Here is a 26626-nt window from a genome sequence, read left to right as displayed (position 1 = left end):
GACCCGTTAGCTCAGCTGGTAGAGCATCTCCCTTTTAAGGAGGTGGCCGATGGTTCGAATCCATCACGGGTCACCATTTATAAATGTTAAACAAATTTGTGGTCCCTTCATCTAATGGTTAGGATTTAGGATTTTCATTCCTACCATAGGGGTTCGAATCCCCTAGGGATCACCATTAACATTTATTTGGTCGATTAGCTCAGTTGGTAGAGCGCTACCCTTACAAGGTAGACGTCAGAAGTTCGAGTCTTCTATCGACCACCATTTTTAAGAATCGTAAAATACAGTGGTATTGATTTTTAAATCTTATTTTAACAGTGACATCTATTTAGATTTTATCTTTATAGTATTTTTAAGCGCGGTAGTAGTTTAGTTGGTTAGAACGCCTGCCTGTCACGTAGGAGGTCGAGGGTTCGAGTCCCTTCTACCGCGCCACCTTTTTATTTTATTTTGTGACCCGTTAGCTCAGCTGGTAGAGCATCTCCCTTTTAAGGAGGTGGCCGATGGTTCGAATCCATCACGGGTCACCAAAACTTTATCTTTAAACTTCCAAATTATATCTTTTCAAAGTAACTTTTTAACAAAAAATAGATACTCTATATTTATATATCAAATGAAATTTAGGATTATTTTAAATGTTCAAAGCAAAAAGTTTATATCATCTAATTGTCTATAGTATTGTTTTTATTATTATATTAATTTCTTTTTTTACCTTTATTATTATTGACAATGCTCATGAAGAATTACAAGAAAAGATTATTACATTAAAATCTGATTATTCTAATAATCAAAAAGAATTAATAAAGAATGATGTTAATTCTGTAATCAACTTTATTAGATATTATGACTCAAAATACAAAAATGTAAAAAATACTAAACAAATACAAAAAGAAATATTATTAGCATTAAAAAAATTAAGAATAAATGACAATGGAAATGAATACATTTTTATTTATGACTTTAAAGGCAAATTTTTATATCACCCTGTTGATAAAAATAAAGTAGGTAAAAATTTAATTAATTTAACTGATATCAATGGAAAAAAACTTGTAAAAGAGATAATAGAAATTTCTAAAAAACCAAAAGGTGGATATGTAGATTACGTTTGGTATAAACAAAATATTAAAAAACATGTAAAAAAAATATCATATGCGAATTCTTATGAAAACTGGGGATGGACAATTGGTAAAGGTGTTTACTTAGATAAAATTGATAAACTTGTTTTAACTAAAAAAAATGAATATAATCAAAAAATATCAGATTATACATTACAAATTAGCTCACTAACTATTATGCTAGTTCTTTATTCTATATTTATTTATAAAAATGCAACTATTCTTATTTTAAATGATGTAAAAGAAATTGGAAAATATTTTAAAGAATCTCAAAAGAATGATGAACCTATAAATCAAAATAGAATCATTTTTGGAGAATTTAAAGTTATTGCAAATTATGCAACAGATGCTATGAATAATATAAAACTAAAAACACATATGCTTGAAGATTTAAATAAAAATCTTGAATATAAAGTTGATGAAAAAACAAAAGAACTTACAAAACTTATAGAATCTCAAAAAACGTTTATAAAGCATTCTGTTCATGAAATAAATACACCCTTATCAATAATACAAACAAATATTGATTTACTTAAAATGAAAATACCTGAAAATAAATATATAACACATATAGAATCAGGTGCAAAGATAATTCAATACATCTACGATGATTTATCTTATCTAGTAAAAAAAGATCGTGTGATTTATGAAAAAGAATATTTAAACTTATCTGATATTGTTCTACAAAGATTAGATTTCTTTTCAGAAATTGCTAAATCTAACTCATTATATTTAGTAAGAAATATTAAAGATGATATATATATAAAATTTAATAAAACAGAATTCCAAAGAGTAATAGACAATAATTTATCAAATGCGATTAAATATTCTTATTCTAAGTCTCCTGTTTTTGTAAAATTAGATTATCTAAATGATAATGAAGTTGAATTATCAATTACTACACATTCAAAAAAAATTGAGTATCAAAATAAAATCTTTGATGATTTTTATAGAGAAAACTCTGCAAGAGGTGGTTTTGGTCTGGGATTAAGAATTGTAAAAGAGATATGTGACAAGAATTTAGTTACAATTAGATTAGATTCGAATGATAAAGAAACAAAATTTACTTATAGGTTTAAAATAAATGAAGATACTACTACTTGAAGATGAATTAATGTTAAATAACTCAATATGTGAGTATTTAAGAGGTATTGGACATATGGTTGAAAGCTTTACAGATGGACAAGAAGTTATTGACTCAGTTGATACTTCATTTGATTTATTAATATTAGATATTAATGTTCCAACTAAAGATGGTTTTACAATATTAAGTGAATTAAATAGCAAAAAGATATATATTCCAACAATATTTATATCTGCATTAATTGATATTGAAGATATTTCTAAGGCATATGATTTAGGATGTCGTGAATATATTAAAAAACCATTCCATCTTGAAGAACTTGGAATAAAAATAAATCAATTATTAAAAAAAGACCAAAGCAATACGTCACATATAAGATTTTCTGAGAATTATTCTTATGCAAAAAATACACAAACTTTATATTTTAATGGTGAACCACAAAATTTAACAAAAAAACAATTGGAAATAATTCATATATTAGCCCTTAATATAAATATGATTGTTGACTTTGAAAGTTTTAGAATTGATATCTGGGATGGAGAGAATATTGATAATCCAACAATAAGAGCTGAAATTTCACGATTGAAAAAAGCATTAAAAGAAGACTTTATAAAAAATATTAGAGGATTAGGCTATAAAATTGATAGGTATTATTCTGTTTAGAACACCTATTTTATAGGTGTTCTTTAAACTATTTTATATACTCAACCCAACTTAAAAAAAAACTTTCTCAAAAAAAAATCAATTGCTACCTTTTTGCTATCTACAACTAATATACTTTCAATGTTAAAATATTAAATAATTAAATTATTTAATAAAAATAATAAGGAGAGCAGGATGAGTCCAGAAAAAGCAGAAGCATACTGGAAAGAAAACATTGCTATGATTATCAAATTACTTATAGTTTGGTTTATTGTTTCTTTCGGTTGTGGTATTTTATTTATTAACGAACTTAACGCTATTGAGATTAGTGGTGTTAAATTAGGATTTTGGTTTGCACAACAAGGTGCAATATATGTATTTGTAATATTAATTTTTGTTTATGTTAAAGTAATGACAGGAATTGATGAGAAATACGGCGTTCACGAATAGGAGATTATAAAATGGAATTACAATCATTAATTTACCTATTTGTAGGTATTTCTTTTGCAGTTTATATTGGTATTGCTTTATGGGCAAAAGCTGGTTCGACTAAAGATTTCTATGTTGCAGGTGGTGGTGTTCATCCAATTGCAAATGGTATGGCAACGGCAGCTGACTGGATGTCTGCAGCTTCATTTATCTCATTAGCAGGTATTATTTCTTTCAAAGGTTCTGATGCTTCAGCATATTTAATGGGTTGGACTGGTGGATATGTTCTACTAGCAATGTTACTTGCTCCTTATTTGAGAAAATTTGGTAAATTTACAGTTCCTGATTTTGTTGGTGATAGATATTATTCTGATACAGCTAGATTAGTTGCCGTTGTAGCAGTTATTTTTGTTTCATTTACATATGTTGCAGGACAAATGAGAGGGGTTGGAATCGTTTTCTCTAGATTCTTACAAGTTGATGTTAATACAGGTGTATTAATTGGTATGGCAATTGTTTTCTTCTATTCTGTTTTAGGTGGAATGAAAGGTATTACATATACACAAGTTGCTCAATATGTTGTTATGATTTTTGCATATATGATTCCTGCAATTTTCTTATCATTACAAGTTACTGATACATTTATACCTCAATTAGGTATTTTTGCAACAACTACATTTGCATTTGATTCTGGAATTTCAGTAATACCTGAAGGAACATATTTATTACATGCACTTGATCAATCTATTTCAGATCTTGGATTTACTGAATATACACAGCCAGGTAACTTATGGAATATGTTTATGCTTACAACAGCTTTAATGCTTGGTACTGCTGGACTTCCTCACGTTATTGTTAGATTCTTTACAGTTCCAACTGTTAAAGATGCTAGAATATCTGCTGGTTGGGCATTATTATTTATTGCAATTATGTATACAACTATTTCTTCAGTTGCTGCATTCTCAAGAGTTAACTTAATTAACAACTTACAAAACACTGAATATAAAGCGTTTGTAAATGGTGAAATTGAAGGAAATGATGGGAATTGGTTTAAAACATGGGAAAATGGTGGATTAATTGCATGGAATGATAGAAATGGCGATGGTAAAATTCAATATGCTACTGGAGCTGCTTTTGACGGAGCTAAAGGTAAACCAGCATTTGATGGTGATAAAAGAGCTGAAGATGGACATAGACTTGTAACTAATGCAAAAGCTGGTGCAGATGAAGCTGAAATGGCTAAAGGTAATGGAATTGCAAATGAGTTATATGTTGATAGAGATATCATGGTACTTGCGAATCCAGAAATTGCAAACTTACCTAACTGGGTAATTGCATTTATTGCAGCTGGTGGTCTTGCAGCAGCATTATCAACAGCAGCAGGATTATTACTTGTAATTGCTTCTGCAATTTCACATGATCTTCTTGGACAAGTTATTTACAAAGACAAAGAAACTGGTAAATCAACATTAAATGAGAAAACAGAGTTAATGTGGGCAAGAGTTTCAGCTGTAGCTGCAATTTGTGTCGCAGGATACTTAGGAATTAACCCTCCTGGATTTGTTGCACAAGTTGTTGCGTTTGCATTTGGTTTAGCAGCAGCAGCATTCTTCCCAACAATTATCCTTGGAGTATTTGATAAGAGAATGAATAAAGAAGGTGCGATAGCTGGTATTTTAACTGGTCTTATTTTCACATTCAGTTACATTATCTACTTTGTATTCTTAGGCGGAGTAAAAGAAGATTGGTTATTTGGAATTGCTCCAACAGGTATTGGTACAGTTGGTACACTACTTCACTTAGTAGTAGCATTAATTGTTTCTAGAATGACTCCTGAACCACCTAAAGAAATTCAAGAGCTTGTAGAGAGAATTAGAATTCCTTCAGGCGCTGGTGACGCAGTTGATCACTAAAAAATCTTACTAAAAAGTATACCCTTTGGGTATGCTTTTAGTATTTTTTTATGTTAAAACTTATTAATATAAAAAAATACTAAACTCAAGGAAACGTAAATGAGCCTACAAGATCAAGAAGCTTTTCTTTCTAATATACACCCTTTTGAAGTTTTAAATAAAAATCAAATTAATAACTGTATTAAACATATGGATATCGCATATTATCCTAAAAATTCAATATTAATAAGTCCTAGTAAAATATCATCTCACTTTTTTATTATTATAAAAGGTTCAGTTTATGAATATTCTGATGATGAAGTTGTAATGGATTATCATCAAGAAGATTCATTTGATGCAAATTCATTGATATATAGTGAAACTAAAAATACTTTTAAAGTACATGAAGACTTAATCTGTTATGAACTGGAAAAAGTTACTTTTTTAAAACTTATTGAAGAAAATCAAAAGTTTAAAGACTTCTTCTTAAACAATCTTGTAGAAAAGATACAAACATTAAAAGATAAAGAATATACTTCAGAATTATCATCTTTTATGATTGCAAAAGTAGATGATACAATTATTCATGAGCCCTGTATTGTAAGTCAAGATACAAGATTAATTGATGCAATTGAAAAATCTATGAATTATAAAACATCTACTATTATTGTAAAAAAAGATGATGATACGTATGGAATTATTACAGATTCATTACTTAAAGTAAAAGTTTTATTAGAAGGTAGAACTTTAGATATACCTGTAAATGATATAGCAATTTATCCTTTAATGACAGTATATAATGACGATTATTTATTTGAGGCATTAACAGTTTTAATAAAAAGAAATATAAAAAGAATTGGTGTAACAAATAATCAAGGTGAAATGATTGGAGTATTAGAACAAATTGATGTTTTATCACATTTTGCTAATAATACTTATGTAGTTGATACAAAAATTAAAAAAGCTAAAAATATAGATGAATTAAAAAGCTCAAGTAATGATTTAATTAATATTATTAAAAGTTTACAAGCAAAAGGTGTAAAAGTAAATCATATCTCAAATTTAATTGGTCAATTAAATACAAAGGTTTATCAAAAACTTTACGATCTTGTAGTACCAAATGAACTTAGAAATGACGCATGTTTAATTGTAATGGGAAGTGAAGGAAGAAATGAACAAATAATAAAAACAGATCAAGATAATGCTTTAGTTATAAAAGATGGTGTTGATGTTGATTTATATAGACCATATATGAATAAATTAACGGAACATCTTATTGATTTTGGATATCCACCTTGTGAAGGGAATATAATGGTTTCAAATCCATTTTGGTGTAAAACAGTAAGTGAATATAAAAATGAAACAAAAAGATGGATTGAAGCTCCTGATATGCATAATTATATGGATTTGGCAATATTTTTTGATTCATTTGCAGTCGCTGGAGATAAAGATCTTTTAATTAATTTAAAAAATGATTTATTCCAAAAACTTCATGATCAAGATGTATTTATGGCATATTTTGCAAAAGCAACTTTAGCTTTTGATACACCAAATACAGTTGCAAATTTTATGACAAAAGTTCATTATATTGATATTAAAAAAACAGCAGTATTTCCAATAGTTCAAGGAATTAGATCGCTTGCATTAAGAGAAAAAATTAGAGAAACAACTACTGTAAAAAGAATAAAAATTTTAGAACAAAAACAAGTTATTGAAAAAGAAAAAGCTGATGAATTATTAGAAGCTTTTGATGTAGTAAATACATTAAGACTAAAATCACAATTAGATAAAATTCTTGAAAATAAAGAGATCAATAATGAAATTGATACGCATACTCTTGGGAAAATAGAAAGAGATTTATTAAAAGACTCATTTAAAATTGTAAATGATTTTAAAAAATTTATTAATTATTCATTTCAAATAGATAAGATTTTATAATGTTTGATAAATTCTTTAAAAACTGGAATAGAAAAAAACTCAAAAATAAAAAATATGATTTTTTATTTGATACATCAATAGAAAATGAATATGTATGTTTAGATTGTGAAACTACTGGATTAAATTCAAGAAAAGATGAAATATTATCAATTGGTGCTGTTCATATAAAAAATAATAAAATTCTTATGAGAAAAACTTTTAATATATTTGTTAAACCATCAAAAAATATTAGTGTAGAATCTATTAAAATTCATCATATCAGACCTATTGATTTAGAAAATGCTGTGAATCCACAAGAAGCAATATTAAAATTATTAGACTTCATAGGTTCAAGACCGATTGTTGGATATTATATCGAATTTGATATTGCTATTATTTCAAAATATACAAAACAATATATTGGTATTAAACTTCCTAATGAAAGCATTGAGGTTTCATCTATGTTTTATAAAACAAAAAAGAAAACTAGTGAATATGAATTTATTGATTTAAAATTTGATACAATTATGAAAGAATTAGATATTCCAAGATTAGGGAAACATGATGCCTTAAATGATGCAATTATGACATCTATGATATTCTTGAAATTAAAAGATTTAACTCCTGCAAAAACAACCTTTTATACAAATTAAAAATCTCTTGATTAATAATTACTCAATTAAATAAAATAATCTTAAAAAAACCGCTTCAAAAAGTTACAATAAAATTATTTACACTTAAAATTCACCTATAAAGTCATAATCATAGTTAAACATAATTTTTACATAAGTATAATAAAATTCATTTATTATAATATCTTTTTTACTAATATCTATTTATCAAGTATTAGTACAATTTATATTTATAGTAATAAATTAAGGAGGCAGAAAATGAAAGATGAGTTAGTACAACGTATCAAAGCTAATCCTAAGTACAAGGAATTAACTACAAAAAGAAATGGTTTTGCATTAAAACTATCGATTTTTATTTTGGTTATATTTTATGCATATATTTTAACTATTGCATTTGATCCAAGTATCTTAGCTACGTTAACAGGAGAAGGTGTTATGACTATAGCATTTCCAATTGCTGCAGGTATTATTATTGTTAGTTTTATTACTACATTAATCTATGTTAAAAGAGCAAATGGGGAATTTGAAGACTTGACAAACGATATTAAAAAAGACGTAAAGGATTTATTATAATGTTGAAAATTTTAGCACTTATTTCTATTTTTGCAATTACTGCTTTTGCTGCAGGGGATGCATCATTTGAAGCAACAAAAAGAGAATTAAATATTCCTGCAATTATTATGTTTTTCATTTTTGTCGGTGGTACTTTAGGTATTACTTATTGGGCAGCAAAGAGAACAAAATCAGCAGCAGACTTTTATACAGCTGGTGGAGGGATTACTGGTTTCCAAAATGGTATGGCAATTGCAGGTGATTATATGTCTGCTGCATCTTTCCTTGGTATTTCTGGACTTGTATATCTAAGCGGTTATGATGGTTTAATTTATGCAGTTGGATTCTTAGTTGGTTGGCCTGTAATTTTATTCTTAATGGCTGAAAAATTAAGAAACTTAGGTAAATTTACTTTTGCTGATATTGCAGCTTATAGACTTGGTCAAAAAGAGATTAGAACTTTAGCAGCACTTGGTTCATTAGCTGTTGTTACTTTATATCTTATTGCACAAATGGTTGGATCAGGAAAACTTATTCAAGTTTTATTTGGTTTAGAATATGAATATGCAGTAATCCTTGTTGGTATTATGATGATTGTATATGTAACTTTTGGTGGAATGCTAGCAACTACTTGGGTTCAAATTATTAAAGCTATTTTATTACTTTCTGGTGTAACATTTATGGCATTTATTGTTCTTTCTCATTATGGATTCTCATTTGAAGCATTAGCAACTAAAGCTGTTGAAACGCATACAAAAGGACAAGCGATTATGGCTCCTGGTGGATTTATTTCTGATCCTATATCTGCAATTTCATTAGGTCTTGCATTAATGTTAGGAACAGCTGGTCTTCCTCACGTACTAATGAGATTCTTTACAGTTGGGAATGCAAAAGAAGCTAGAAAATCAGTTGTTTATGCAACAGGATTTATTGGTTATTTCTACTTAGTTATTGCTGTTATTGGTTTAGGAGCAATTGTATTTTTAAATTCTCCTGAAGGTGCAGAATACTTTGTTGATGGTAAATTATTCGGTGGAAATAATATGGCAGCAGTTCATTTATCACATATGGTAGGTGGAAATATATTCTTAGGATTTATTTCAGCTGTTTCTTTTGCTACGATTTTAGCAGTTGTTTCTGGACTTACACTAGCAGGGGCAAGTGCAATTTCTCATGACCTTTATGCATCTGTTATCAATACAAATGCAACTGAAGAACAAGAAATTAAAGTTTCAAAAAGAGCTACTATTGTTATTGGTATTGTTGGTGTTATTCTAGGAATAGCTTTTGAACAACAAAATATTGCATTTATGGTAGGACTTGCTTTTGCAATTGCAGCATCAGCAAACTTCCCTATTTTATTTTTATCAATTTATTGGTCAAAATTAACAACAAGAGGTGCATTTATTGGTGGAATTATGGGATTAACTACAGCTGTAGTTCTTGTAATTATAGGACCAATTGTATGGGTTCAAATTTTAGGAAATGCAGAAGCAATTTTCCCTTATAAATATCCAGCATTATTCTCTGTGACTGTTGCATTTATTAGTATTTGGTTCTTCTCAATTACTGATAATTCAGAAAGAGCAAAACAAGATAGAGATGCATATGAAGCACAACTTATCAGAGCAGAAACTGGTATTGGTGCAGATGGTGCAGTTGAGCATTAAAAAATAAACTATGTTACTAAAGAGTTTTCTCTTTGGTAACATATAATTAAAACTTATTATTACTACTTATATTTATATTCATTAAAATCTTAAATAAATATAAATAATTTATATTATATTAAATAATTTATATTAGTACTTTTTGTTACAAATCTACAATTATACATATCTTTTACATATTTAAATTAATATTATAAACTTCTTGCGATTTTATATATGTATAATATCTCAAGATTATCTATTTTGCTATTTTAATGCTATTGATAATATTAAAACTACTTATTTTGAATAGATATTAATATATAATTTCTAATTATAATTATTGTAACTAAACTTAAGGGAAAATTTAGTGAGTATTTTAGAACAAAAAACATTTATAACAAAAATACATCCTTTTGAACATTTAGATAAAGTTCAATTGGAAGAATTTGCCCAAAATATTGATATTGTATATTTTAAAAAAGATGAAGTAATACAAAAACAATCAACTAATCCTACAAATCTTTATTTTATTTTAAAAGGTGTTGTTCAAGAAAAAAACAATGAAGAAGTACTTTCATTGTTCTCTGTAAACGAAATTTTTGATCCAGTTTCGTTGATTGAGAATTATTCAAAAAATAGCTTTTATACAATAGAAGAAACTATTTGCTACTCTTTACCAAAAGAGATATTTATTAAAACATTACATAAAAATAGTGAATTAGAAAGTTACTTCTTTCAAACTATTTCTCAAAAATTAAATAATAATATTGATAATGAAAAAAATAAAGAAATGGCAAATATTATGATTGCCAAAGTAAAAGATGCAAAAATTCACAAAGCAATAATTACTGATTATAAAAAATCTATTTTTGAAGCTGCAAGTATTATAAAAAGAGAAAAAGTACCTACTTTACTTTTAAAAGATGAAACTGGTGAAATTTATATTGTTACTGATTCTGATTTCAGACAAAAAGTAATTTTAAAAAGAATGAGCTTTGATGAAAAAGTTATTAAAATTGCATCAAAAGGTTTAATCTATGTTAATGAAAATGATTTCTTATTTAATGCACAATTAGTAATGGCAAAATATGGAATAAAAAGAGTTGTTGTAAAAAATGATGATGAAGAAATTATTGGAATTTTAGATCAAATTTCCTTGTCTTCATTTTTTGCAACAAACATTTTTTCAGTTTCAAATGAAATAGTTCAAGCAGAAACAGTAGAAGAACTAAAAATCGCATCTCATTCTTTTATTAAAATAATAAAATCCTTAAATGCAAAGGGTGTAAAAATAGAATTTATCTCAAAGTTAATAAATCAATTAAATAAAAAATTATTAGATAAGTTATACAAATTATTAGCACCAGAAGAATTATTTGAAAATTCTTGTTTAGTTGTTATGGGAAGTGAAGGAAGAGGTGAACAAATATTAAGAACTGATCAAGATAATGCTTTAATTATTTCTGATGTTTGTAAATTAGACATAGAAATAATATATACTTTTACAAATTTGTTCACTGAAACATTAGTTGATTTTGGTTTTCCTAGATGTGAAGGAAATATAATGGTTTCAAATCCTTATTGGTGTAAGAAAACTTCAGAATTTAAAGATTTAATTTATTCATGGGTAAACGAAGCAAATCCAGATAATTTAATGAATACTGCAATTTTCTATGATGCTGATTGTGTATCAGGAAATGAAGATTTAATTATTGACTTAAAAGAATATCTATTTAAAGTTGGTGCTAGTTCACAAACTTTTAATGCAAGTTTTGCAAAAGTTATCACAAATTTTGATGTTCCTTTAGGGTTTTTTGATGGTTTTGTTCTCGATTCGAAAGATACTAAACACGAAAATGAGCTTAATATTAAAAAAGGTGGTATTTTTTTAATTGTGCATAGTATTAGATCTTTATGTTTAGAGCACAAAATTTTTAAAACAGATACAGCTAAAAGAATTGAATTATTAACAAAAAAAGGTGTATTTGAAGAAGAAACTGCACAAGAATTAATAATGTCATTTAACTTTTTATCAAGTTTAAGATTAAAATCCAATCTAGGGAAACTAGATAAAAATGAAGAAATGGACAATTATATTAATCCAAATGATTTAAATACAATGGAAAAAGATTTATTAAAAGATTCTTTTAAAATTGTAAATAAATTGAAGAAAAAATTAGAATATCATTTTAAGTTGAATTATGTTTAAGAGTATCTCAAATTATTTTAATAAAAAAAATCTAAAATATGATAAATACTTATATCTTTTTGATAAACCTCATAAAGATGAATATGTTTGTTTTGATTGTGAAACAACTGGATTAGATAGAAAAATTGATGATATTATCTCAATTGGTGCTGTTATTATTAAAAATAATACAATAATTTCAAGTAAGAAATTTGTTAGATTTGTAAAACCAAAGAGTAAACTGCTTGTTGATGCGATTAAGATACACCATATAAGAGAGTGCGATTTGGAAGAAGCAGAAGACATAGATAATGTTATAGAAGATTTTATACAATACATTGGAAATAGACCATTAGTTGGATATTTTCTAGAATTTGACATTGCAATGATAAATAAATATCTAAAACCAAAAATCGGAATTAAGTTACCAAATAAATGTTATGAAGTATCAGCAATTTATTATGATTATAAAATTGAAAGAATACCTCAAGCAAATATTGATTTAAGATTCAACACAATAATGAATGATTTACAAATACCAATGATGGGAACACATGATGCTTATAATGATGCATTAATGACTTCATTGATTTTTGTAAAACTTAGAAATCTTTCAAAAGTAAAACTAAAATAAATTATAAAATTAAAAGGAAAATTATATGTTAATATTTGTATTAAATGCAGGTTCATCTTCATTAAAATATCAATTAATTCATGCACAAACAGCAGAAGTAAAAGCTAGTGGATTGGTTGAAAGAATTGGAATTGATGGTATTTTAAAACATGAAATTGGAGAGAATAAAAAAATAACTTTTGAATGTCCTATTCCAACTCATAAAGAAGCTATTAATCTAATTTTACACACATTAACTCATGCGGAAACAAAAGTAATAGACTCAATTAAAGAAATTAAAGCAATTGGTCATAGAGTAGCTCACGGTGGAGAATATTTTGATAAATCTGTAATTGTAACGCCTAGTGTATTAAGAAAAATGGAAGAACTTGTTCCTCTTGCACCCTTACATAATCCTGCAAATATCTTAGGTATGCAAATTTGTCAAAATCTTATGCCAAACACTCCAAATGTTGCAGTTTTTGATACAGCATTTCACCAAACAATGCCCGAAGTTCATTTTTTATTTCCTGTTCCACATGAAGATTATACAGAACATTATTTAAGAAAATATGGATTTCATGGTACTAGTCATTATTATGTATCTCAACAAGCCATTAAATTATTAGGTAATAAAAGAAATACTAAGATTATTGTTTGTCACTTAGGAAATGGTTCATCTATTTGTGCAGTGAAAGATGGAAAATCTTTAAATACTACTATGGGATTAACACCACTTGGTGGATTAATGATGGGCACTAGAAGTGGAGATATTGATGCTGGTGTCATTCCATATTTAATGGATAAAAAAGGAATGGATACACATCAAATAATTGATTATCTAAATAAAAAATCAGGTATGTTGGGAGTTTCTGGAATTAGTTCTGATTTAAGAGAAATTATAAGTGCTGCTAGTGAAGGTGATCAAAGAGCGCAAGTTACAATAGATATGATGTGTAATCGAATTAGAAAATATTTATGTGCTTATTCTGGATTATTAGGTGGAGCTGATGCCATTTGTTTTACAGCTGGTATTGGAGAAAATTCTAATTTAATAAGAGAACAAGTTTGTGCTAATTTAGAATTTATGGGAATTGAATTAGATAAAGAAAAGAATAATCTTTTACTTCCTTTGACTAGAGAAATAAATAAAAAGAGTTCGAAAACTAAGATTTTTATAATTCCAACAAATGAAGAATTTGTAATTGCTCAGGATACTTATAATTTAATAAAATAATAAATTTAGTTTTAAGATAATATGTTATACTTATAAAGTATGCTTAATATAAAAAATAAATTTAATTTTAAGATTAAAGCATTAAGTACTTAAAAAGAAAAGGAAAATTATATGTTAGTATTTGTATTAAATGCTGGTTCATCATCATTAAAATATCAATTAATTAATGCACAAAGTGGAGAATTAAAAGCTAGTGGTCTAGTAGAAAGAATTGGTATTGATGGTGTTTTAAAACACGAAATTGGTGAAAATAAAAAATTAACTTTTGAATTACCAATTCCAACACACAAAGAAGCTATAGAACTAGTCTTAAGAATTTTAACAAATGATGAAACTAAAGTTATTAGTTCAATAAAAGAAATTGATGCAATTGGACATAGAGTTGTTCATGGTGGAGAATATTTTGATAAATCTGTTATTGTTACGGATGATGTAATTAAAAAAATTGAAGACCTTATCCCTCTTGCTCCTTTACATAATCCTGCAAATATATTAGGTATGAAAATCTGTCAAGAAATTATGCCTACTATTCCTAATGTAGCCGTATTTGATACTGCATTTCATCAAACAATGCCTGAAGAAAATTATCTATATGCTATACCACATGAGGATTATACTCAACATCATCTACGAAAATATGGTTTCCATGGAACTAGTCATTATTATGTATCGAATGAAGCAATTAAATTACTTAAAAAAGAAAAATCAAGAATTATTGTTTGTCATCTAGGAAATGGTTCATCTGTTTGTGCTGTTAAAGATGGTAAATCTATTTCTACATCTATGGGGCTTACACCTTTAGAAGGTTTAGTAATGGGTACTAGATGTGGAGATATAGACGCAGGTGTAATTCCATATTTAATGGAGAGAAAACATATGACTCCTCATCAAATAATTGATTATTTAAATAAGAAGTCAGGTATATTAGGAGTTTCTGGAATTAGTTCAGATTTAAGAGAAGTTATAAGAGCATCCTTAGAAAATGATCAAAGAGCACAAGTTACAATAAAAATGTTATGTAATAGAATTAAAAAATATATTTGTTCTTATGCTGGATTACTAGAAGGAGTTGATGCAATTTGTTTTACTGCTGGAATTGGAGAAAATGCTGATCTAATTAGAAAACAAGTATGTTCTGGACTAGAATTTATGGGTATTTTGATTGATCAAGAAAAAAATCTACTTAAATCTGATAAAAGTAGAGAAATTAATGCAAAAAACTCTAAAGTAAAAATCTATGTAATTCCTACTAATGAAGAATTAGTTATTGCAAAAGATACTTATGAATTAACAAAAGGCTAAAACAGCTTTTTGTTAAAAAGATTATTTTCACTTATTTTTATACATCATGTACAATTTTTATACATACTACAAATTAAAACTATCCTAAAAAGCCTTTAAATACATATTTTATTACAAAAATTCACATCTTTATTATTTTATAAATATATTGTATATTTTATGTACTTTTTGTAAAAAAAGATATACAATATATACTGATGAAAGATAAAAAACATTGCTATGTTTTTGCTATGTTTTTTTACTATAATCTTTAAATTAAGTTATAAGTAGAAAGGATAATTTACATGGGTTTAATTGAAAGTATTAAAGAGAAAGCAAAGGTACAACTTAGAACGATAGTTCTTCCAGAACCAGAAGACGAAAGAGTACTAAAAGCTACACAACAAGTTTTAGAAGAAAAAACTGCTAAAGTTATTTTGATTGGAAATGAAGAAACAATTAAAGCAGATGCAATTAAATGTGGTGCAAACATTGATGGTGCAACAATTATTGATCCTAAAAAATTTGATAATATTGACACATATATTAATGAATTAGTTGAACTTAGAAAGAAAAAAGGTTTAACAAAAGAAGAAGCTACAGAAATAATGACTACTGAACCTAGATTCTTTGGTTGTATGATGGTAAGACTTGGTGAAGCTGATGGCTTAGTTGCAGGTTCAAATTCTCCAACTGCTGATGTTTTAAAAGCTGCTATTCATGTAATTAAAACTGCACCTGGTATTAATACTGTATCATCTGCGTTTATTATGGAAACTGCTGATGGTAAATTTGGAGATAATGGATTAATTCTTTTTGCAGATTGTGCAGTAATTCCTGAACCAAATGCTGAACAATTAGCTGATATTGCTTGTGCAACTGCAGCAACTGCTGCTAGTGTAGTTGGACTTGAACCTAGAGTTGCTATGTTATCATTTTCAACAAAAGGAAGTGCAAATCATCCTCTAGTTGATAAAGTACAATATGCAGTTGATATTTTAGAAGATAGACATGTAAACTTCTCTTTTGATGGGGAAATGCAAGCAGATGCAGCAATAGTTGAAGCAATTGGAGCAAAAAAAGCACCAGGATCTGAAGTTGCTGGAAAAGCTAATGTTTTAGTTTTCCCTGATTTACAATCTGGAAATATTGGATATAAATTAGTTCAAAGATTTGCAGGTGCTGCAGCCCATGGACCAGTTGTTCAAGGTTTAGCAAAACCAGTAAATGACCTTTCTCGTGGTTGTTCAATTGAAGATATCGCAAACTTAGTAGCTATTACAGCAACACAAATTAAATAATTTAACTTAATAAAAGGAATAATAATATGTTAGTATTTATCTTAAATGCAGGAAGTTCATCTTTAAAGTATCAATTAATGAATCCAATCATTAAAAAAGTTTTTGCTTCTGGATTATGTGAAAGAATTGGTATTGATGGTGTATTAAAACATGAATATAATGATGGTAAAAAGTTAACATTAGAAGTTTCTATGCCAACACATAAAGAAGCTATTGAAGCTGTTTTATCTACATTAACTACAGGTGAAGGTAAAGTTATTGACTCTATTAATGATATAGATGCTATTGGACATAGAGCTGTTCATGGGGGAGAAGAATTTTCAGGTTCAGTTCTTGTAACAGATAGAGTAATTGAAACAATGAAAAGATTAATTCCTCTAGCACCTTTACATAATCCTGCAAATATTCTAGGAATGGAAATTTGTCAAGAATTAATGCCAGGTAAACCTAATGTTGCTGTATTTGATACTGCATTCCACCAAACTATGCCTGATTATGCTTATATGTATGCACTACCATATGACCAGTATACAAAACATGGTATTAGAAAATATGGTTTCCATGGAACATCTCATTACTTTGTTTCAAATGAAGCTAGACAAATGTTAGATAAAAAATATAATACTAGAATCGTTGTTTGTCACTTAGGAAATGGTTCTTCTGTTTCTGCTGTATTAGATGGTAAATGTATTGATACATCTATGGGTCTTACTCCTGTTCAAGGTTTAATGATGGGTACTAGATCTGGTGATGTTGGAGCTGGAGCTTTACAATATATGATGACTCAAGAAAAAATATCTATTGATGATGCATTAAATATTATGAATAAAGAATCTGGTATCTTAGGAATTTCAGGAAAATCATCTGATTTAAGAGAAGTTTTAGAGGGTATGCAAAATGGTGATGATAGATGTAGATTAGCTGTTGAAATGGTTGCATATAATATCAAAAAATATGTTGGTGGTTATGTAGCTGCTCTTGACGGTATTGATGCTTTATGTTTCACAGGTGGAATTGGAGAAAATTCTGCATTAATTAGAGAAATCGTTTGTTCTGGACTTGATGGTATGGGATTAAATTTAGACCCAACAAAAAATAATAAAAGAAGACATGATGCAAGAGATATTGCTACAAATAGTTCTACTTCAAGAATTTTTGTTATTCCAACAAATGAAGAATATGTAATTGCAAACGACACATTTAAAGTTGTTAGTGAAATTAGATAATCTTATTTAAATTTGATAATATATAAAAGCTAGAAGTTTTACTTCTAGCTTTTTTTATATCTATTTTATTTTTAATCTTTTTAAATTATTGATATTATTTATTAATGAATTGTGCTAATATTTGTATATTTTCAAAGAAAGGATTTAAAATGAAATATAGAATTGAAAAAGATACGATGGGTGAGGTTAAAGTTCCTAATGATAAATATTGGGCAGCACAAACACAAAGAAGTTTAGAAAACTTTCCTATTGGTGATGAAAAAATGCCAAAAGAAATTATAAAAGCTTTTGCATATTTAAAAAAAGCTTGTGCTATTGTAAATAATAAACTAATAAAATTAGATGATAAAAAATGTGAAGTTATTTCAAAAGCTTGTGAAGAAATTATTGAAGGTAAATTTGATAATAATTTTCCACTTGTCGTATGGCAAACGGGTTCAGGTACGCAATCAAATATGAATGTAAATGAAGTTGTTGCAAATAGAGCAAGTGAACTTCTAGGATATGACTTTAGAACTGAAAAAATCGTACATCCTAATGATGATGTAAATAAAGGTCAAAGCTCAAATGATACCTACCCTACTGCAATGAGAATAGCTTTTCTCTTAGAACTACAAAATAATTTAATTCCTGCTATAAATATATTAAAAACTACATTTGAAAAAAAAGTAAAACAGTTTGAAAATATTGTAAAGATTGGAAGAACACATTTACAAGATGCAACTCCGTTAACCTTAGGTCAAGAAATAAGTGCTTATGTTGAAATGTTAGAAAAAGCCTTATCTCAAGTTGATGATTCAATAAAATACATTAAAGAACTTGCAATTGGAGGAACGGCTGTTGGAACAGGATTAAATTCTCATCCTGATTTTTCACCTATGGTTTGTGAAGTTTTAAATGAAATTACCAATACAAAATATGAGTTTAAATCTCATCCAAATAAGTTTCATGCATTAACATCTCATGATGGTGAAGTATTTTTAAGTGGAGCATTAAATGCATTAGCTTCAAATTTAATGAAAATAGCAAATGATATTAGATGGTTATCAAGTGGACCTAGATGTGCAATTGCCGAACTTAGTATTCCACAAAATGAACCTGGTTCTTCTATTATGCCTGGAAAAGTAAATCCTACACAAAGTGAAGCTATGACAATGGTTGCTGTTCAAGTTATGGGAAATCATTCATCAATATCAATAGCTGCTAGTCAAGGAAACTTTGAACTAAATGTATTTAAACCTGTAATTGCTTATAACCTACTTCAATCTATTAGACTATTAAGTGATACAATGAAAACATTCAACAATAATTGTGCAATAGGAATAGAAGCAAATATAAAAAATATAGAAAAATATTTAAATAATTCTTTAATGTTAGTAACTGTTTTAAATCCCTATATAGGTTATGAAAAAGCAGCATTAATAGCAAAAACAGCATATAAAAATAATACAAGTCTTGAAGAAGAAGCAGTTGCTTTAAATATTTTAACAAAAGAAGAATTCGAAAAATATGTTAAACCAAAGGAGATGACAAAAGCTAGAGAATAAGTTTATGATTGAACATCAATGTTATATTAGTTATAATATGCAAAAAGGATTTATTAAGTGATGCCTAAGGTAATTTTTCTATTATTAGCTCTTCTATGCTTACTTTCAAATGCTAGTGCAGCAACTCGTTATGTCTCAGACAATTTATATACTTATATTCATTCAGGCCCTGGTACTAAATATAAAATCATTGGTAGTGTTAATGCAGGTGAGCATATTAACGTAATTAAAAAAAATGCAGATTCTGATTTTACTTTAATAAAAGATTCAAAAGGTAGAAGTGGATGGATTAATTCAAAATATATTTCTAATACTATAGGTCTAAAAGAACGTCTACCAAAACTTGAAGCTGAACTAGCAAAATTAAACTTACAATTAAGTCAAGCTAGTGATAAAGCTAATAATGATAAAGCAAGTTTAGAAAAGAATTTAAAGGCTCGTAATAATCAAGTTCTTAACTTGCAAAATACAACTGCAGCATTAAAAGAACAATTACAGGAAGTTCAGGCCTTAAATCGTGATTTAAATGCAAAACTAGACACTAAAAAAAATGATCTATTGATGCGTTGGTTTACTTATGGTGGAATGGTAGCTGGAGCAGGTCTTCTTTTAGGATTATTACTACCTATATTAATTCCAAATCGTCGTACTAAAAAACGTTGGTAAGATACTATTTATAATTATTCCCAATTAATCATTTGGGAATAATTTATTAAAAATATGAATAGATTAAAGGTTTAATACGCCTTCAACCCACTCATAAAACTCATAGAAACTTTTGAAGCAGTTTCACTAATAAATTTATTAATAAATTTATTAAACTTATCTTCTTTTTTCCAAATTGTATCGTCAATGTTAGAAAGTTTTGCTAAACTTTTTTCAGCTATTGAGATAGTACCTACTTCATCAATTAAACCAACTTTCTTAGCTTGTGAAGCTGTAAATATTTTTGCATCAGCGAATTGTGTATAATTTTTCACATCAAGTTTTCTTGCATTAGCAACATCAGTGATAAACATATTATATGTATCATCTATAACACTTTGTAATTGTTCTTTTTCATAATCAAACCATTTTCGTGTTGGTGTCCCTGATTCTTTATATTTTCCTGCTTTTACAGTTTGTGTAGAAATACCAATTTTTTCCATTAACTCTTCTGCATTAAGACCTTGCATAATAACACCAATTGAACCAACCATAGATCCTGGATTTGCAATAATCTTATTACTCCAAATAGAAGCATAATATGAACCACTAGCAATTACTCCACTTGCATAAACAACTACAGGCTTAATAGCTTTAAGCTCTTTAATAGCATATGCTAATTCAACAGAAGGAGCAACAGCACCTCCAGGAGAATTTACTACAAGTAAAACACCTTTTATATTCTCATCATCTTTTGCTTTTTTTATTTCTAACATCGTATTACTAACATCCAAAATTGGACCAAAAAGCTCTATCTTTTGTAAGTTAGCAACTTCAAATGTACCATTTCCATTTAATTTATCACTAGGTGAATAAACAAGGAAATACATAATAGTTAAAAATACTATTGTCTTAAAATATTTAGTTATAAAATCTAATATAACAATTATTGGTGAAAATAACTTCTTTAAAAAATCAAACAACTTTACCTCCTATTATAGTTTTATTTACAGATTTTGTATGTAAAATAATTTGCATTGCAATATCTTCTTTATCTTCTATTTTATCATTCATTTTAAAAGATATAATATCTGCATCTTTTTGTTTTTCTAAACTTCCTTTATTCAATCCTAAAGCAATAGCACCATTTAATGTAGCTGCTTTTAAAAGTGTTTTAGAAAATTCAATTACATTTTCATTTGAATGAATCATTAAAGCAGTTCGTAACTCATCAAACATAGATAAGGAATTATTTGAACTTAAACCATCAGTTCCTATTGAAAACTTAATATCTTTTAATCTTGATAAATCTAATTTAGAATTATTTAATACCCTATTTGATGTAGGACAATGATTAATTACAGCATTTAAAGATTTAATCTTTTCAAGGTCATTATCACTAGCTTCAACACAATGTGTAAAAGATAGATTTTTAACATTTGAAAACTGATTTAAAAATTCCATAGGTTTTGTAACTGCTGTACTTTGTCCTAAAAAGTTTTTAAAAAAATCTATAAATAAGCCTTCATTTTTATGTAACCACTCAAACTCTTCTGGTGATTCTAAAAAATGACTTGAAACTGCAAGATTCTCAAGTTTTGCTAAAGCTATACTTTCTCTTACTAAAAAAGGATGCACAGAATAAGGCGAATGAATAGCAACTGCTGGAATAAAGCTTTTTGAAGTATTTTGTTTTGCTCCACTTAGTCTACTTTTAAAATCTGCAAAAAGTGTATCAGCCATATCAGCTTTACTTCCAATTACTTCACAAAAAAATACAGTATTAATAGGTGATTTTACACAAGCTTCCATATCAAAAGAGTATGAAGAAATTGCACCAATTGTTGTAGTTCCAGTTTTTTTCATTCTATCAAGTTTTGTAGAGATAAGTTTTTGTGTAGCTTTTTCTATTAAGGTATCTCTATTTTTTATAACAGAGTTTAACCATGCCATAAAATTACCATATTTTAAAGTAGTTGAATTGGCAGAAAATTCTAAATGAACATGTGAATTTATAAGCCCAGGCATTAAAACAGAATTCTCTTCAGGCTCTAAAACTTCTTCATTGGGATATTTTTTTTGGATATTTTCGATTGTATCAATATCAATTATTTCATCAGAAAAAACAATAGCACCATTTTCAATGATGCTAAAATTTTCATCGCAGGTAAGAACCCACTTAGCACTTAATATATTCATTTGTTTTGAATTATTCAGTTACTTCTTGTTGAGATTCTTCAACAGCTTTAATTTCTGAAATAATTTGCATTAATGCAATTAATCCCATGTGGTAACCAAATGGTCCAAATCCAGAAATAACACCAGTACTAGATCCTGCTGTAAGAGATTTTTGTCTAAATTCTTCTCTTTTATAAATATTTGAGATATGTACTTCAACTGTTGGAAGTTCAACTGCTTTTAATGCATCTTTAATAGCAATAGATGTGTGAGAATATGCCGCTGGATTAATCATAATTCCATCAACTGTTCCTAAACATTCTTGAATTCTATCAACTAATTCACCCTCTAAATTTGATTGGAAAAATTCTACTTCAACCCCATTTTGAGCTGCTGCATTTTTTAATTGATCGTGAATTTGTTCTAAGTTCATTGGACCGTAAATGTGTTGTTCTCTAATACCTAACATATTTAAGTTTGGTCCTTGAATTACCGCTATTTTCATATTATATTCCTTTTATAAAATTTAGGTAAGATTATATTAAAATTAAAGTTAAACCATACCAAAGGATGAAAAATTTATGAAAAATTTTATTTTACTAGATGAAAATGCAGTATATTTTGAAGCTTCTTTTTCTTGTGATAATGTACTTTTTATATCACTTGAAGGAAATAACTATTTTATTACAGATGCTAGATATACAACAGAAGCACAAGAATTTGCTAAAAATTGTGAAGTTATAGAGTCTTCAAACTTAATTCAAACAGCACAAGATATTTTAATAAAAAACAAAATAAAAAAGATTATGTTTGATCCAAATGATTTCAAATACTCTACATATATTAAATTGACAAATAATATCAAAACTACTTTTGTTCCAAAAGAAAACTTTTCAAAACAAAAAAGAATAATAAAAACTGATGATGAAATAAAATTATTAAAAAAAGCTGCCACACTTGGCCGTGATGGCTTTAAAGATTTAGCTAAGTTTATAAGAAAAAATGGATATAAACAAAGCGAACAATATCTATTTTTTAAAGGTATTGAAAAAATGAGTCAAAGTGGAAAACTTGACCTTAGCTTTGATCCAATAATTGCAATAAATGAAAATGCTGCAAAACCTCATGCACTTCCAACAAAGAAAAGATTAAAATTAAATGATTTAATACTAGTTGATGCTGGAGTTAAATATAAAAGATATTGTTCAGATAGAACTTGCGTAACATCTGCAAACTTTGAAAAATTAACTTTTAAAAGAGAACAAAAGTTTAAAAACAAAAAACATCAAAAAATATATGACTTAGTTTATAAAGCACAATTAAATGCAATTGAAAATGCAAGAGTTGGAATGAAAGCTTCGCAAATTGACGCACTAACACGTTCTGTAATTGAAAAAGCAGGATATGGAAATAGATTTATTCACAGTACTGGTCATGGGGTAGGACTTGATATTCATGAATTTCCAAATATCAACTCTAAATCTGATGTAATAATTGAAGATAATATGGTTTTTACAATTGAACCTGGAATCTATTTACCTAAAGAATTTGGTGTAAGAATTGAAGATACGGTTGTCATGAAAAATGGAAAAGCTGTAATACTTTAAAAATTAGAAAATATAGAAAAATTAAAGAAATAAAACTTGAGTATTTAAGTTAACTTTAATTTTTCAAGATAAAAAGAGAAAAATTTGAAAAAAAAATTAACTAATAAATTAACACTTTTCCATACTCCTAATTTTCCAAAAATATTTAAAAAGTCCTCAAACAAAAAATATACTGTAACAATTGGTATTGGGGGAAATATTGGGAATATGAAAAGAACATTTGATAAATTACTCTTATGTTTAAAACAAGATTCAAGATTTACTATACTTTCAACTTCACCACTTTTAAAAAATCCTCCCTTTGGGTTTTTAGAACAAAATGATTTTTTAAATGGTATAATCGCGATTAAATCTAATCTTTGTCCTAATGACTTTTTAAAAGCAATGCAAAGATATGAAAATAAATTCGGAAGAAAGCGATCCTTTCAAGATGCGCCTAGAACCTTGGATATAGATATAATATTTTTTGATAATAAAAAAATTAATACAAAAAAATTAATTATCCCTCATAAAGATTGGGCAAATAGAGAGTCAGTGATTATTCCTTTAAAATACATATAAAACAACATATAGTTGTAATTACAGTTCTTAAAAAAAGAACTTTTTAAAGGTAAAACATGAACAAAAAAAAAGTTGTTGTAGGAATGTCTGGTGGTGTTGATTCTTCAGTTACTGCTTTACTGCTAAAAGAACAAGGATATGAAGTAATAGGCTTATTTATGCGTAATTGGGAATATGGAATAGAAGGTAGCCAGTGCCCAAATCGCATAGAGTTTGAAGATGCAAAAAAAGTTGGTAAAATATTAGGAATTGAAGTAAAAGGTATAGACTTTGTCGAAGAATACAGAACTAAAGTTTTTGATGTATTTTTAGAAGGTTTAAAAAAAGGGCTTACACCTAATCCTGATATACTTTGTAATCGTGAGATTAAATTCACTGTATTTTTAAATGAAGCAAAAAAAATGGGTGCAGATATGATTGCAACAGGACATTATGCAAAAATAGCTAAATACGATGACCATTATGTACTAGATACTCCTAAAGATGATACAAAAGATCAAACTTATTTTTTACACGCATTATCAAGTGAACAATTATCGCAATCTTTATTTCCACTTGCTGATCTAACTAAAAAAGAAGTTAGAGAAATAGCTACTAAATACAAACTACACGTAAGTGATAAAAAAGATAGTACAGGAATATGTTTTATTGGTAAACAAAAATTTGATGAATTCATAACACAACATTTAAAAGCTATTCCTGGTAATTTTATAGATGAAACAGGAAAAGTAATAGGAAGACATAAAGGCCTAATTTGTTACACGCTAGGTCAAAGAAAAGGTATTGGTATTGGTGGTATTAAAGAGACTGAATCTGCTAATCATATTCATGAGCCATGGTATGTAGCCAAAAAAGATTTAGAAAATAATACTATAACAATTGTACAAGATACAATTCACCCCTTACTTATGAACCAAAATGTACAAGCTACTCATATGCATTGGGTATTAGAAAAACCTGCAAAAGTTGGTGATAAATTAATGGCACAAGTTCGTTATCGTCAACAAAAACAAGCTTGTACAGTAGTAGAAGCTAATGATGATAAAGTATTAGTTAAATTTGATAAGCCTCAAAGAGCTGTAACTTTAGGACAAAGTCTTGTTTTATATGATGGTAAATATTGTCTAGGTGGCGGATTTATAAGTGACTACAACTAAAATGAAAACAAAAGTAATGGTAGGTATGAGTGGAGGAATTGACTCTTCAGTTACTGCTTATATGCTACAAAAAGAAGGTTACGAAGTTGAAGGTGTTTATTTAAAACTTCATAATAGAGACGATGGATATCACGAAAGAAACCTTGGATATATAAAAGATGTAGCTGAATTTCTAAATATAAAATATCATCTATTAGATTTAAGCGATAAATTCACAGCAGAAATTTATGACTACTTTGTAGAATCATACTTAGAAGGTACAACTCCAAACCCATGTGTTAAATGTAATAAACAAATAAAATTTGGTGCTATGCTTGATTTTGCTAAAGAACATGGGTCTTCATTTTTAGCAACGGGACACTATGCAAAAACTGATGGTGAGTTTTTTTATGAAGCTGATGATAAAACTAAAGATCAAAGTTATTTCTTATCACAAGTTGATAAAAAAGCACTTCCTTTTATGATGTTTCCTTTAAGTACTTATAAAAAAGAAGATATTGTTAAATTTGGAGCAACATTATCAAACGTCTACAAAAGAATTACAGAAAAAAATGAATCACAAGAAATTTGTTTTGTAGAAACGGTTTATACAGATGTAATTTCTAGACATGCAAATATTGATATGCCTGGTGATGTTTTAGATGAAAAAGGAAATGTCATAGGTGAGCATAAAGGTTATATGCACTATACAATTGGAAAAAGAAAAGGCTTTACTGTAAAAGGTGCTCATGAGCCACACTTTGTAAAAGAACTAAATCCTAAAACAAATACTATTGTTGTTGGTAAAAAAGAAGTTTTAGAAGTAAATAAAGTTGTAACAAGTGGACTTAATATGTTTATTGATGATAAAGAGTTTACAGCAACTGTAAAACTAAGATATAGATCAAATTCAACTCCTTGTGATGTTAAAATAGAAAATGAAAAAGCTTATATTACATTAAAAGAGCCAGCTTTTGGTGTTGCTTCTGGACAACTAGCAGTTTTTTATGATGATCAAAAAGTAATAGGAAGTGCTTGGATTGAAAGTACTAAATAAATTATTAAAATTTATTTAGTTTTATAGTTTAGGAGTTATACTCCTAAACTATCTAAAATTAAAAAGTATAAGCTAAAGTAGCAGAGTATTCTTTATAATCAGAAGCAGAAGAACCTTCTAAATCATAATCAACA

Annotated in this window: 23 protein-coding genes and 5 tRNA genes; 25 read left to right on the top strand and 3 right to left on the bottom strand. The window is 27.6% G+C overall.

Annotation, left to right across the window (positions count from 1 at the left end):
* From D9T19_RS10785 to D9T19_RS10685, 21 genes are all read left to right on the top strand, one after another.
* Window positions 1-76: transfer RNA gene (locus D9T19_RS10785), tRNA-Lys, on the top strand.
* A gap of 24 nt (window positions 77-100) precedes the next feature.
* A tRNA-Glu gene (locus tag D9T19_RS10780) sits at window positions 101-175 on the top strand.
* A gap of 13 nt (window positions 176-188) precedes the next feature.
* Window positions 189-264: transfer RNA gene (locus D9T19_RS10775), tRNA-Val, on the top strand.
* 94 nt (window positions 265-358) lie between these two features.
* Window positions 359-435, top strand: a tRNA-Asp gene (locus D9T19_RS10770).
* 19 nt (window positions 436-454) lie between these two features.
* Window positions 455-530 (top strand) — tRNA-Lys (locus D9T19_RS10765).
* Between the two features lie 105 nt (window positions 531-635).
* The gene (locus D9T19_RS10760; protein WP_121628242.1) at window positions 636-2219 is read left to right on the top strand and encodes a sensor histidine kinase; all 1584 of its coding nucleotides are present in this window, start codon (window positions 636-638) and stop codon (window positions 2217-2219) included.
* A complete protein-coding gene (locus tag D9T19_RS10755) occupies window positions 2200-2862 on the top strand; it encodes a response regulator transcription factor (RefSeq protein ID WP_121628241.1) in 663 nt (220 codons plus the stop codon). Before D9T19_RS10760 ends, D9T19_RS10755 begins: the two co-directional genes overlap by 20 nt.
* A 174-nt stretch (window positions 2863-3036) precedes the next feature.
* Entirely contained in the window at window positions 3037-3291 is a 255-nt protein-coding gene (locus D9T19_RS10750) for a DUF4212 domain-containing protein (RefSeq protein ID WP_121628240.1), read from the top strand.
* Window positions 3292-3302: 11 nt separating this feature from the next.
* Window positions 3303-5183 (top strand): sodium:solute symporter family protein, encoded by a 1881-nt coding sequence (locus D9T19_RS10745; protein ID WP_121628239.1) that lies wholly within the window; start codon window positions 3303-3305, stop codon window positions 5181-5183.
* A gap of 99 nt (window positions 5184-5282) precedes the next feature.
* Window positions 5283-7100, top strand: coding sequence for a DUF294 nucleotidyltransferase-like domain-containing protein (locus D9T19_RS10740; protein WP_121628238.1), 1818 nt, complete (start codon window positions 5283-5285; stop codon window positions 7098-7100).
* Window positions 7100-7732, top strand: a complete 633-nt coding sequence (locus D9T19_RS10735; RefSeq protein WP_121628237.1) for a 3'-5' exonuclease — start codon at window positions 7100-7102, stop codon at window positions 7730-7732. Before D9T19_RS10740 ends, D9T19_RS10735 begins: the two co-directional genes overlap by 1 nt.
* Before the next feature lie 237 nt (window positions 7733-7969).
* A complete protein-coding gene (locus D9T19_RS10730) occupies window positions 7970-8284 on the top strand; it encodes a DUF485 domain-containing protein (protein ID WP_121628236.1) in 315 nt (104 codons plus the stop codon).
* Window positions 8284-9933 carry a cation acetate symporter gene (locus tag D9T19_RS10725; RefSeq protein WP_121628235.1) on the top strand — a complete coding sequence of 550 codons (1650 nt, stop codon included), beginning with the start codon at window positions 8284-8286 and terminating at the stop codon, window positions 9931-9933. The genes D9T19_RS10730 and D9T19_RS10725 overlap by 1 nt, the downstream gene beginning before the upstream one ends.
* A 349-nt stretch (window positions 9934-10282) precedes the next feature.
* Window positions 10283-12124 (top strand): putative nucleotidyltransferase substrate binding domain-containing protein, encoded by a 1842-nt coding sequence (locus tag D9T19_RS10720; RefSeq protein ID WP_121628234.1) that lies wholly within the window; start codon window positions 10283-10285, stop codon window positions 12122-12124.
* A complete protein-coding gene (locus D9T19_RS10715; RefSeq protein WP_121628233.1) occupies window positions 12117-12737 on the top strand; it encodes a 3'-5' exonuclease in 621 nt (206 codons plus the stop codon). The genes D9T19_RS10720 and D9T19_RS10715 overlap by 8 nt, the downstream gene beginning before the upstream one ends.
* A gap of 25 nt (window positions 12738-12762) precedes the next feature.
* Window positions 12763-13953, top strand: coding sequence for an acetate/propionate family kinase (locus D9T19_RS10710; protein WP_121628232.1), 1191 nt, complete (start codon window positions 12763-12765; stop codon window positions 13951-13953).
* A 111-nt stretch (window positions 13954-14064) separates the two neighbouring features.
* The gene (locus D9T19_RS10705; protein WP_121628231.1) at window positions 14065-15255 is read left to right on the top strand and encodes an acetate kinase; all 1191 of its coding nucleotides are present in this window, start codon (window positions 14065-14067) and stop codon (window positions 15253-15255) included.
* Window positions 15256-15539: 284 nt separating this feature from the next.
* Window positions 15540-16535 carry a phosphate acetyltransferase gene (gene pta / locus D9T19_RS10700; protein ID WP_121628230.1) on the top strand — a complete coding sequence of 332 codons (996 nt, stop codon included), beginning with the start codon at window positions 15540-15542 and terminating at the stop codon, window positions 16533-16535.
* 26 nt (window positions 16536-16561) lie between these two features.
* A complete protein-coding gene (locus D9T19_RS10695; RefSeq protein ID WP_121628229.1) occupies window positions 16562-17761 on the top strand; it encodes an acetate/propionate family kinase in 1200 nt (399 codons plus the stop codon).
* 149 nt (window positions 17762-17910) lie between these two features.
* The gene (gene fumC / locus D9T19_RS10690; protein ID WP_121628228.1) at window positions 17911-19308 is read left to right on the top strand and encodes a class II fumarate hydratase; all 1398 of its coding nucleotides are present in this window, start codon (window positions 17911-17913) and stop codon (window positions 19306-19308) included.
* Window positions 19309-19368: 60 nt separating this feature from the next.
* A complete protein-coding gene (locus D9T19_RS10685; RefSeq protein ID WP_121628227.1) occupies window positions 19369-19974 on the top strand; it encodes a TIGR04211 family SH3 domain-containing protein in 606 nt (201 codons plus the stop codon).
* 71 nt (window positions 19975-20045) lie between these two features.
* Here D9T19_RS10685 and sppA read toward each other — a convergent pair whose 3' ends face one another.
* Genes sppA through aroQ form a run of 3 tightly spaced genes read right to left on the bottom strand, consistent with a single transcriptional unit; the run spans window position 20046 to window position 22636 of the window.
* Window positions 20046-20936, bottom strand: a complete 891-nt coding sequence (gene sppA, locus D9T19_RS10680) for a signal peptide peptidase SppA (protein WP_121628226.1) — start codon at window positions 20934-20936, stop codon at window positions 20046-20048.
* On the bottom strand, window positions 20929-22152 hold the full coding sequence (gene mqnF / locus D9T19_RS10675; protein ID WP_121628225.1) for an aminofutalosine deaminase family hydrolase: 1224 nt from the start codon (window positions 22150-22152) through the stop codon (window positions 20929-20931). Before mqnF ends, sppA begins: the two co-directional genes overlap by 8 nt.
* 10 nt (window positions 22153-22162) lie before the next feature.
* Entirely contained in the window at window positions 22163-22636 is a 474-nt protein-coding gene (gene aroQ / locus D9T19_RS10670) for a type II 3-dehydroquinate dehydratase (RefSeq protein ID WP_121628224.1), read from the bottom strand.
* A 76-nt stretch (window positions 22637-22712) separates the two neighbouring features.
* On the opposite strand from aroQ, the gene D9T19_RS10665 reads away from it, so the two are divergent.
* The 4 genes from D9T19_RS10665 (at window position 22713) to mnmA (D9T19_RS10650) (ending at window position 26492) form a co-directional block, all read left to right on the top strand.
* Entirely contained in the window at window positions 22713-23738 is a 1026-nt protein-coding gene (locus D9T19_RS10665) for a M24 family metallopeptidase (protein ID WP_121628223.1), read from the top strand.
* An 84-nt stretch (window positions 23739-23822) separates the two neighbouring features.
* Entirely contained in the window at window positions 23823-24299 is a 477-nt protein-coding gene (gene folK, locus D9T19_RS10660) for a 2-amino-4-hydroxy-6-hydroxymethyldihydropteridine diphosphokinase (RefSeq protein WP_121628222.1), read from the top strand.
* A gap of 56 nt (window positions 24300-24355) precedes the next feature.
* Window positions 24356-25456 carry a tRNA 2-thiouridine(34) synthase MnmA gene (gene mnmA, locus D9T19_RS10655; protein WP_121628221.1) on the top strand — a complete coding sequence of 367 codons (1101 nt, stop codon included), beginning with the start codon at window positions 24356-24358 and terminating at the stop codon, window positions 25454-25456.
* A 1-nt stretch (window position 25457) separates the two neighbouring features.
* A complete protein-coding gene (mnmA, locus tag D9T19_RS10650; protein WP_121628220.1) occupies window positions 25458-26492 on the top strand; it encodes a tRNA 2-thiouridine(34) synthase MnmA in 1035 nt (344 codons plus the stop codon).
* The last annotated feature ends 134 nt before the right edge of the window (window positions 26493-26626 follow it).

It is taken from the genome of Poseidonibacter antarcticus, from assembly GCF_003667345.1.
Lineage (GTDB): Bacteria > Campylobacterota > Campylobacteria > Campylobacterales > Arcobacteraceae > Poseidonibacter > Poseidonibacter antarcticus.
Note: the sequence above shows the minus strand (reverse complement) of the source record. Positions and strands in the feature narration are given on the sequence as shown.

Coding starts and splice junctions, on each gene's coding strand:
- D9T19_RS10760 (WP_121628242.1), top strand. CDS start 636: ATGTTCAAAGCAAAAAGTTTATATCATCTAATTGTCTATAGTATTGTT.
- D9T19_RS10745 (WP_121628239.1), top strand. CDS start 3,303: ATGGAATTACAATCATTAATTTACCTATTTGTAGGTATTTCTTTTGCA.
- aroQ (WP_121628224.1), bottom strand. CDS start 22,636: ATGAAAATAGCGGTAATTCAAGGACCAAACTTAAATATGTTAGGTATT.
- D9T19_RS10755 (WP_121628241.1), top strand. CDS start 2,200: ATGAAGATACTACTACTTGAAGATGAATTAATGTTAAATAACTCAATA.
- mqnF (WP_121628225.1), bottom strand. CDS start 22,152: ATGAATATATTAAGTGCTAAGTGGGTTCTTACCTGCGATGAAAATTTT.
- D9T19_RS10710 (WP_121628232.1), top strand. CDS start 12,763: ATGTTAATATTTGTATTAAATGCAGGTTCATCTTCATTAAAATATCAA.
- mnmA (WP_121628221.1), top strand. CDS start 24,356: ATGAACAAAAAAAAAGTTGTTGTAGGAATGTCTGGTGGTGTTGATTCT.
- D9T19_RS10730 (WP_121628236.1), top strand. CDS start 7,970: ATGAAAGATGAGTTAGTACAACGTATCAAAGCTAATCCTAAGTACAAG.
- D9T19_RS10750 (WP_121628240.1), top strand. CDS start 3,037: ATGAGTCCAGAAAAAGCAGAAGCATACTGGAAAGAAAACATTGCTATG.
- D9T19_RS10665 (WP_121628223.1), top strand. CDS start 22,713: ATGAAAAATTTTATTTTACTAGATGAAAATGCAGTATATTTTGAAGCT.
- D9T19_RS10705 (WP_121628231.1), top strand. CDS start 14,065: ATGTTAGTATTTGTATTAAATGCTGGTTCATCATCATTAAAATATCAA.
- fumC (WP_121628228.1), top strand. CDS start 17,911: ATGAAATATAGAATTGAAAAAGATACGATGGGTGAGGTTAAAGTTCCT.
- D9T19_RS10725 (WP_121628235.1), top strand. CDS start 8,284: ATGTTGAAAATTTTAGCACTTATTTCTATTTTTGCAATTACTGCTTTT.
- mnmA (WP_121628220.1), top strand. CDS start 25,458: ATGAAAACAAAAGTAATGGTAGGTATGAGTGGAGGAATTGACTCTTCA.
- D9T19_RS10685 (WP_121628227.1), top strand. CDS start 19,369: ATGCCTAAGGTAATTTTTCTATTATTAGCTCTTCTATGCTTACTTTCA.
- D9T19_RS10715 (WP_121628233.1), top strand. CDS start 12,117: ATGTTTAAGAGTATCTCAAATTATTTTAATAAAAAAAATCTAAAATAT.
- D9T19_RS10695 (WP_121628229.1), top strand. CDS start 16,562: ATGTTAGTATTTATCTTAAATGCAGGAAGTTCATCTTTAAAGTATCAA.
- D9T19_RS10735 (WP_121628237.1), top strand. CDS start 7,100: ATGTTTGATAAATTCTTTAAAAACTGGAATAGAAAAAAACTCAAAAAT.
- pta (WP_121628230.1), top strand. CDS start 15,540: ATGGGTTTAATTGAAAGTATTAAAGAGAAAGCAAAGGTACAACTTAGA.
- D9T19_RS10740 (WP_121628238.1), top strand. CDS start 5,283: ATGAGCCTACAAGATCAAGAAGCTTTTCTTTCTAATATACACCCTTTT.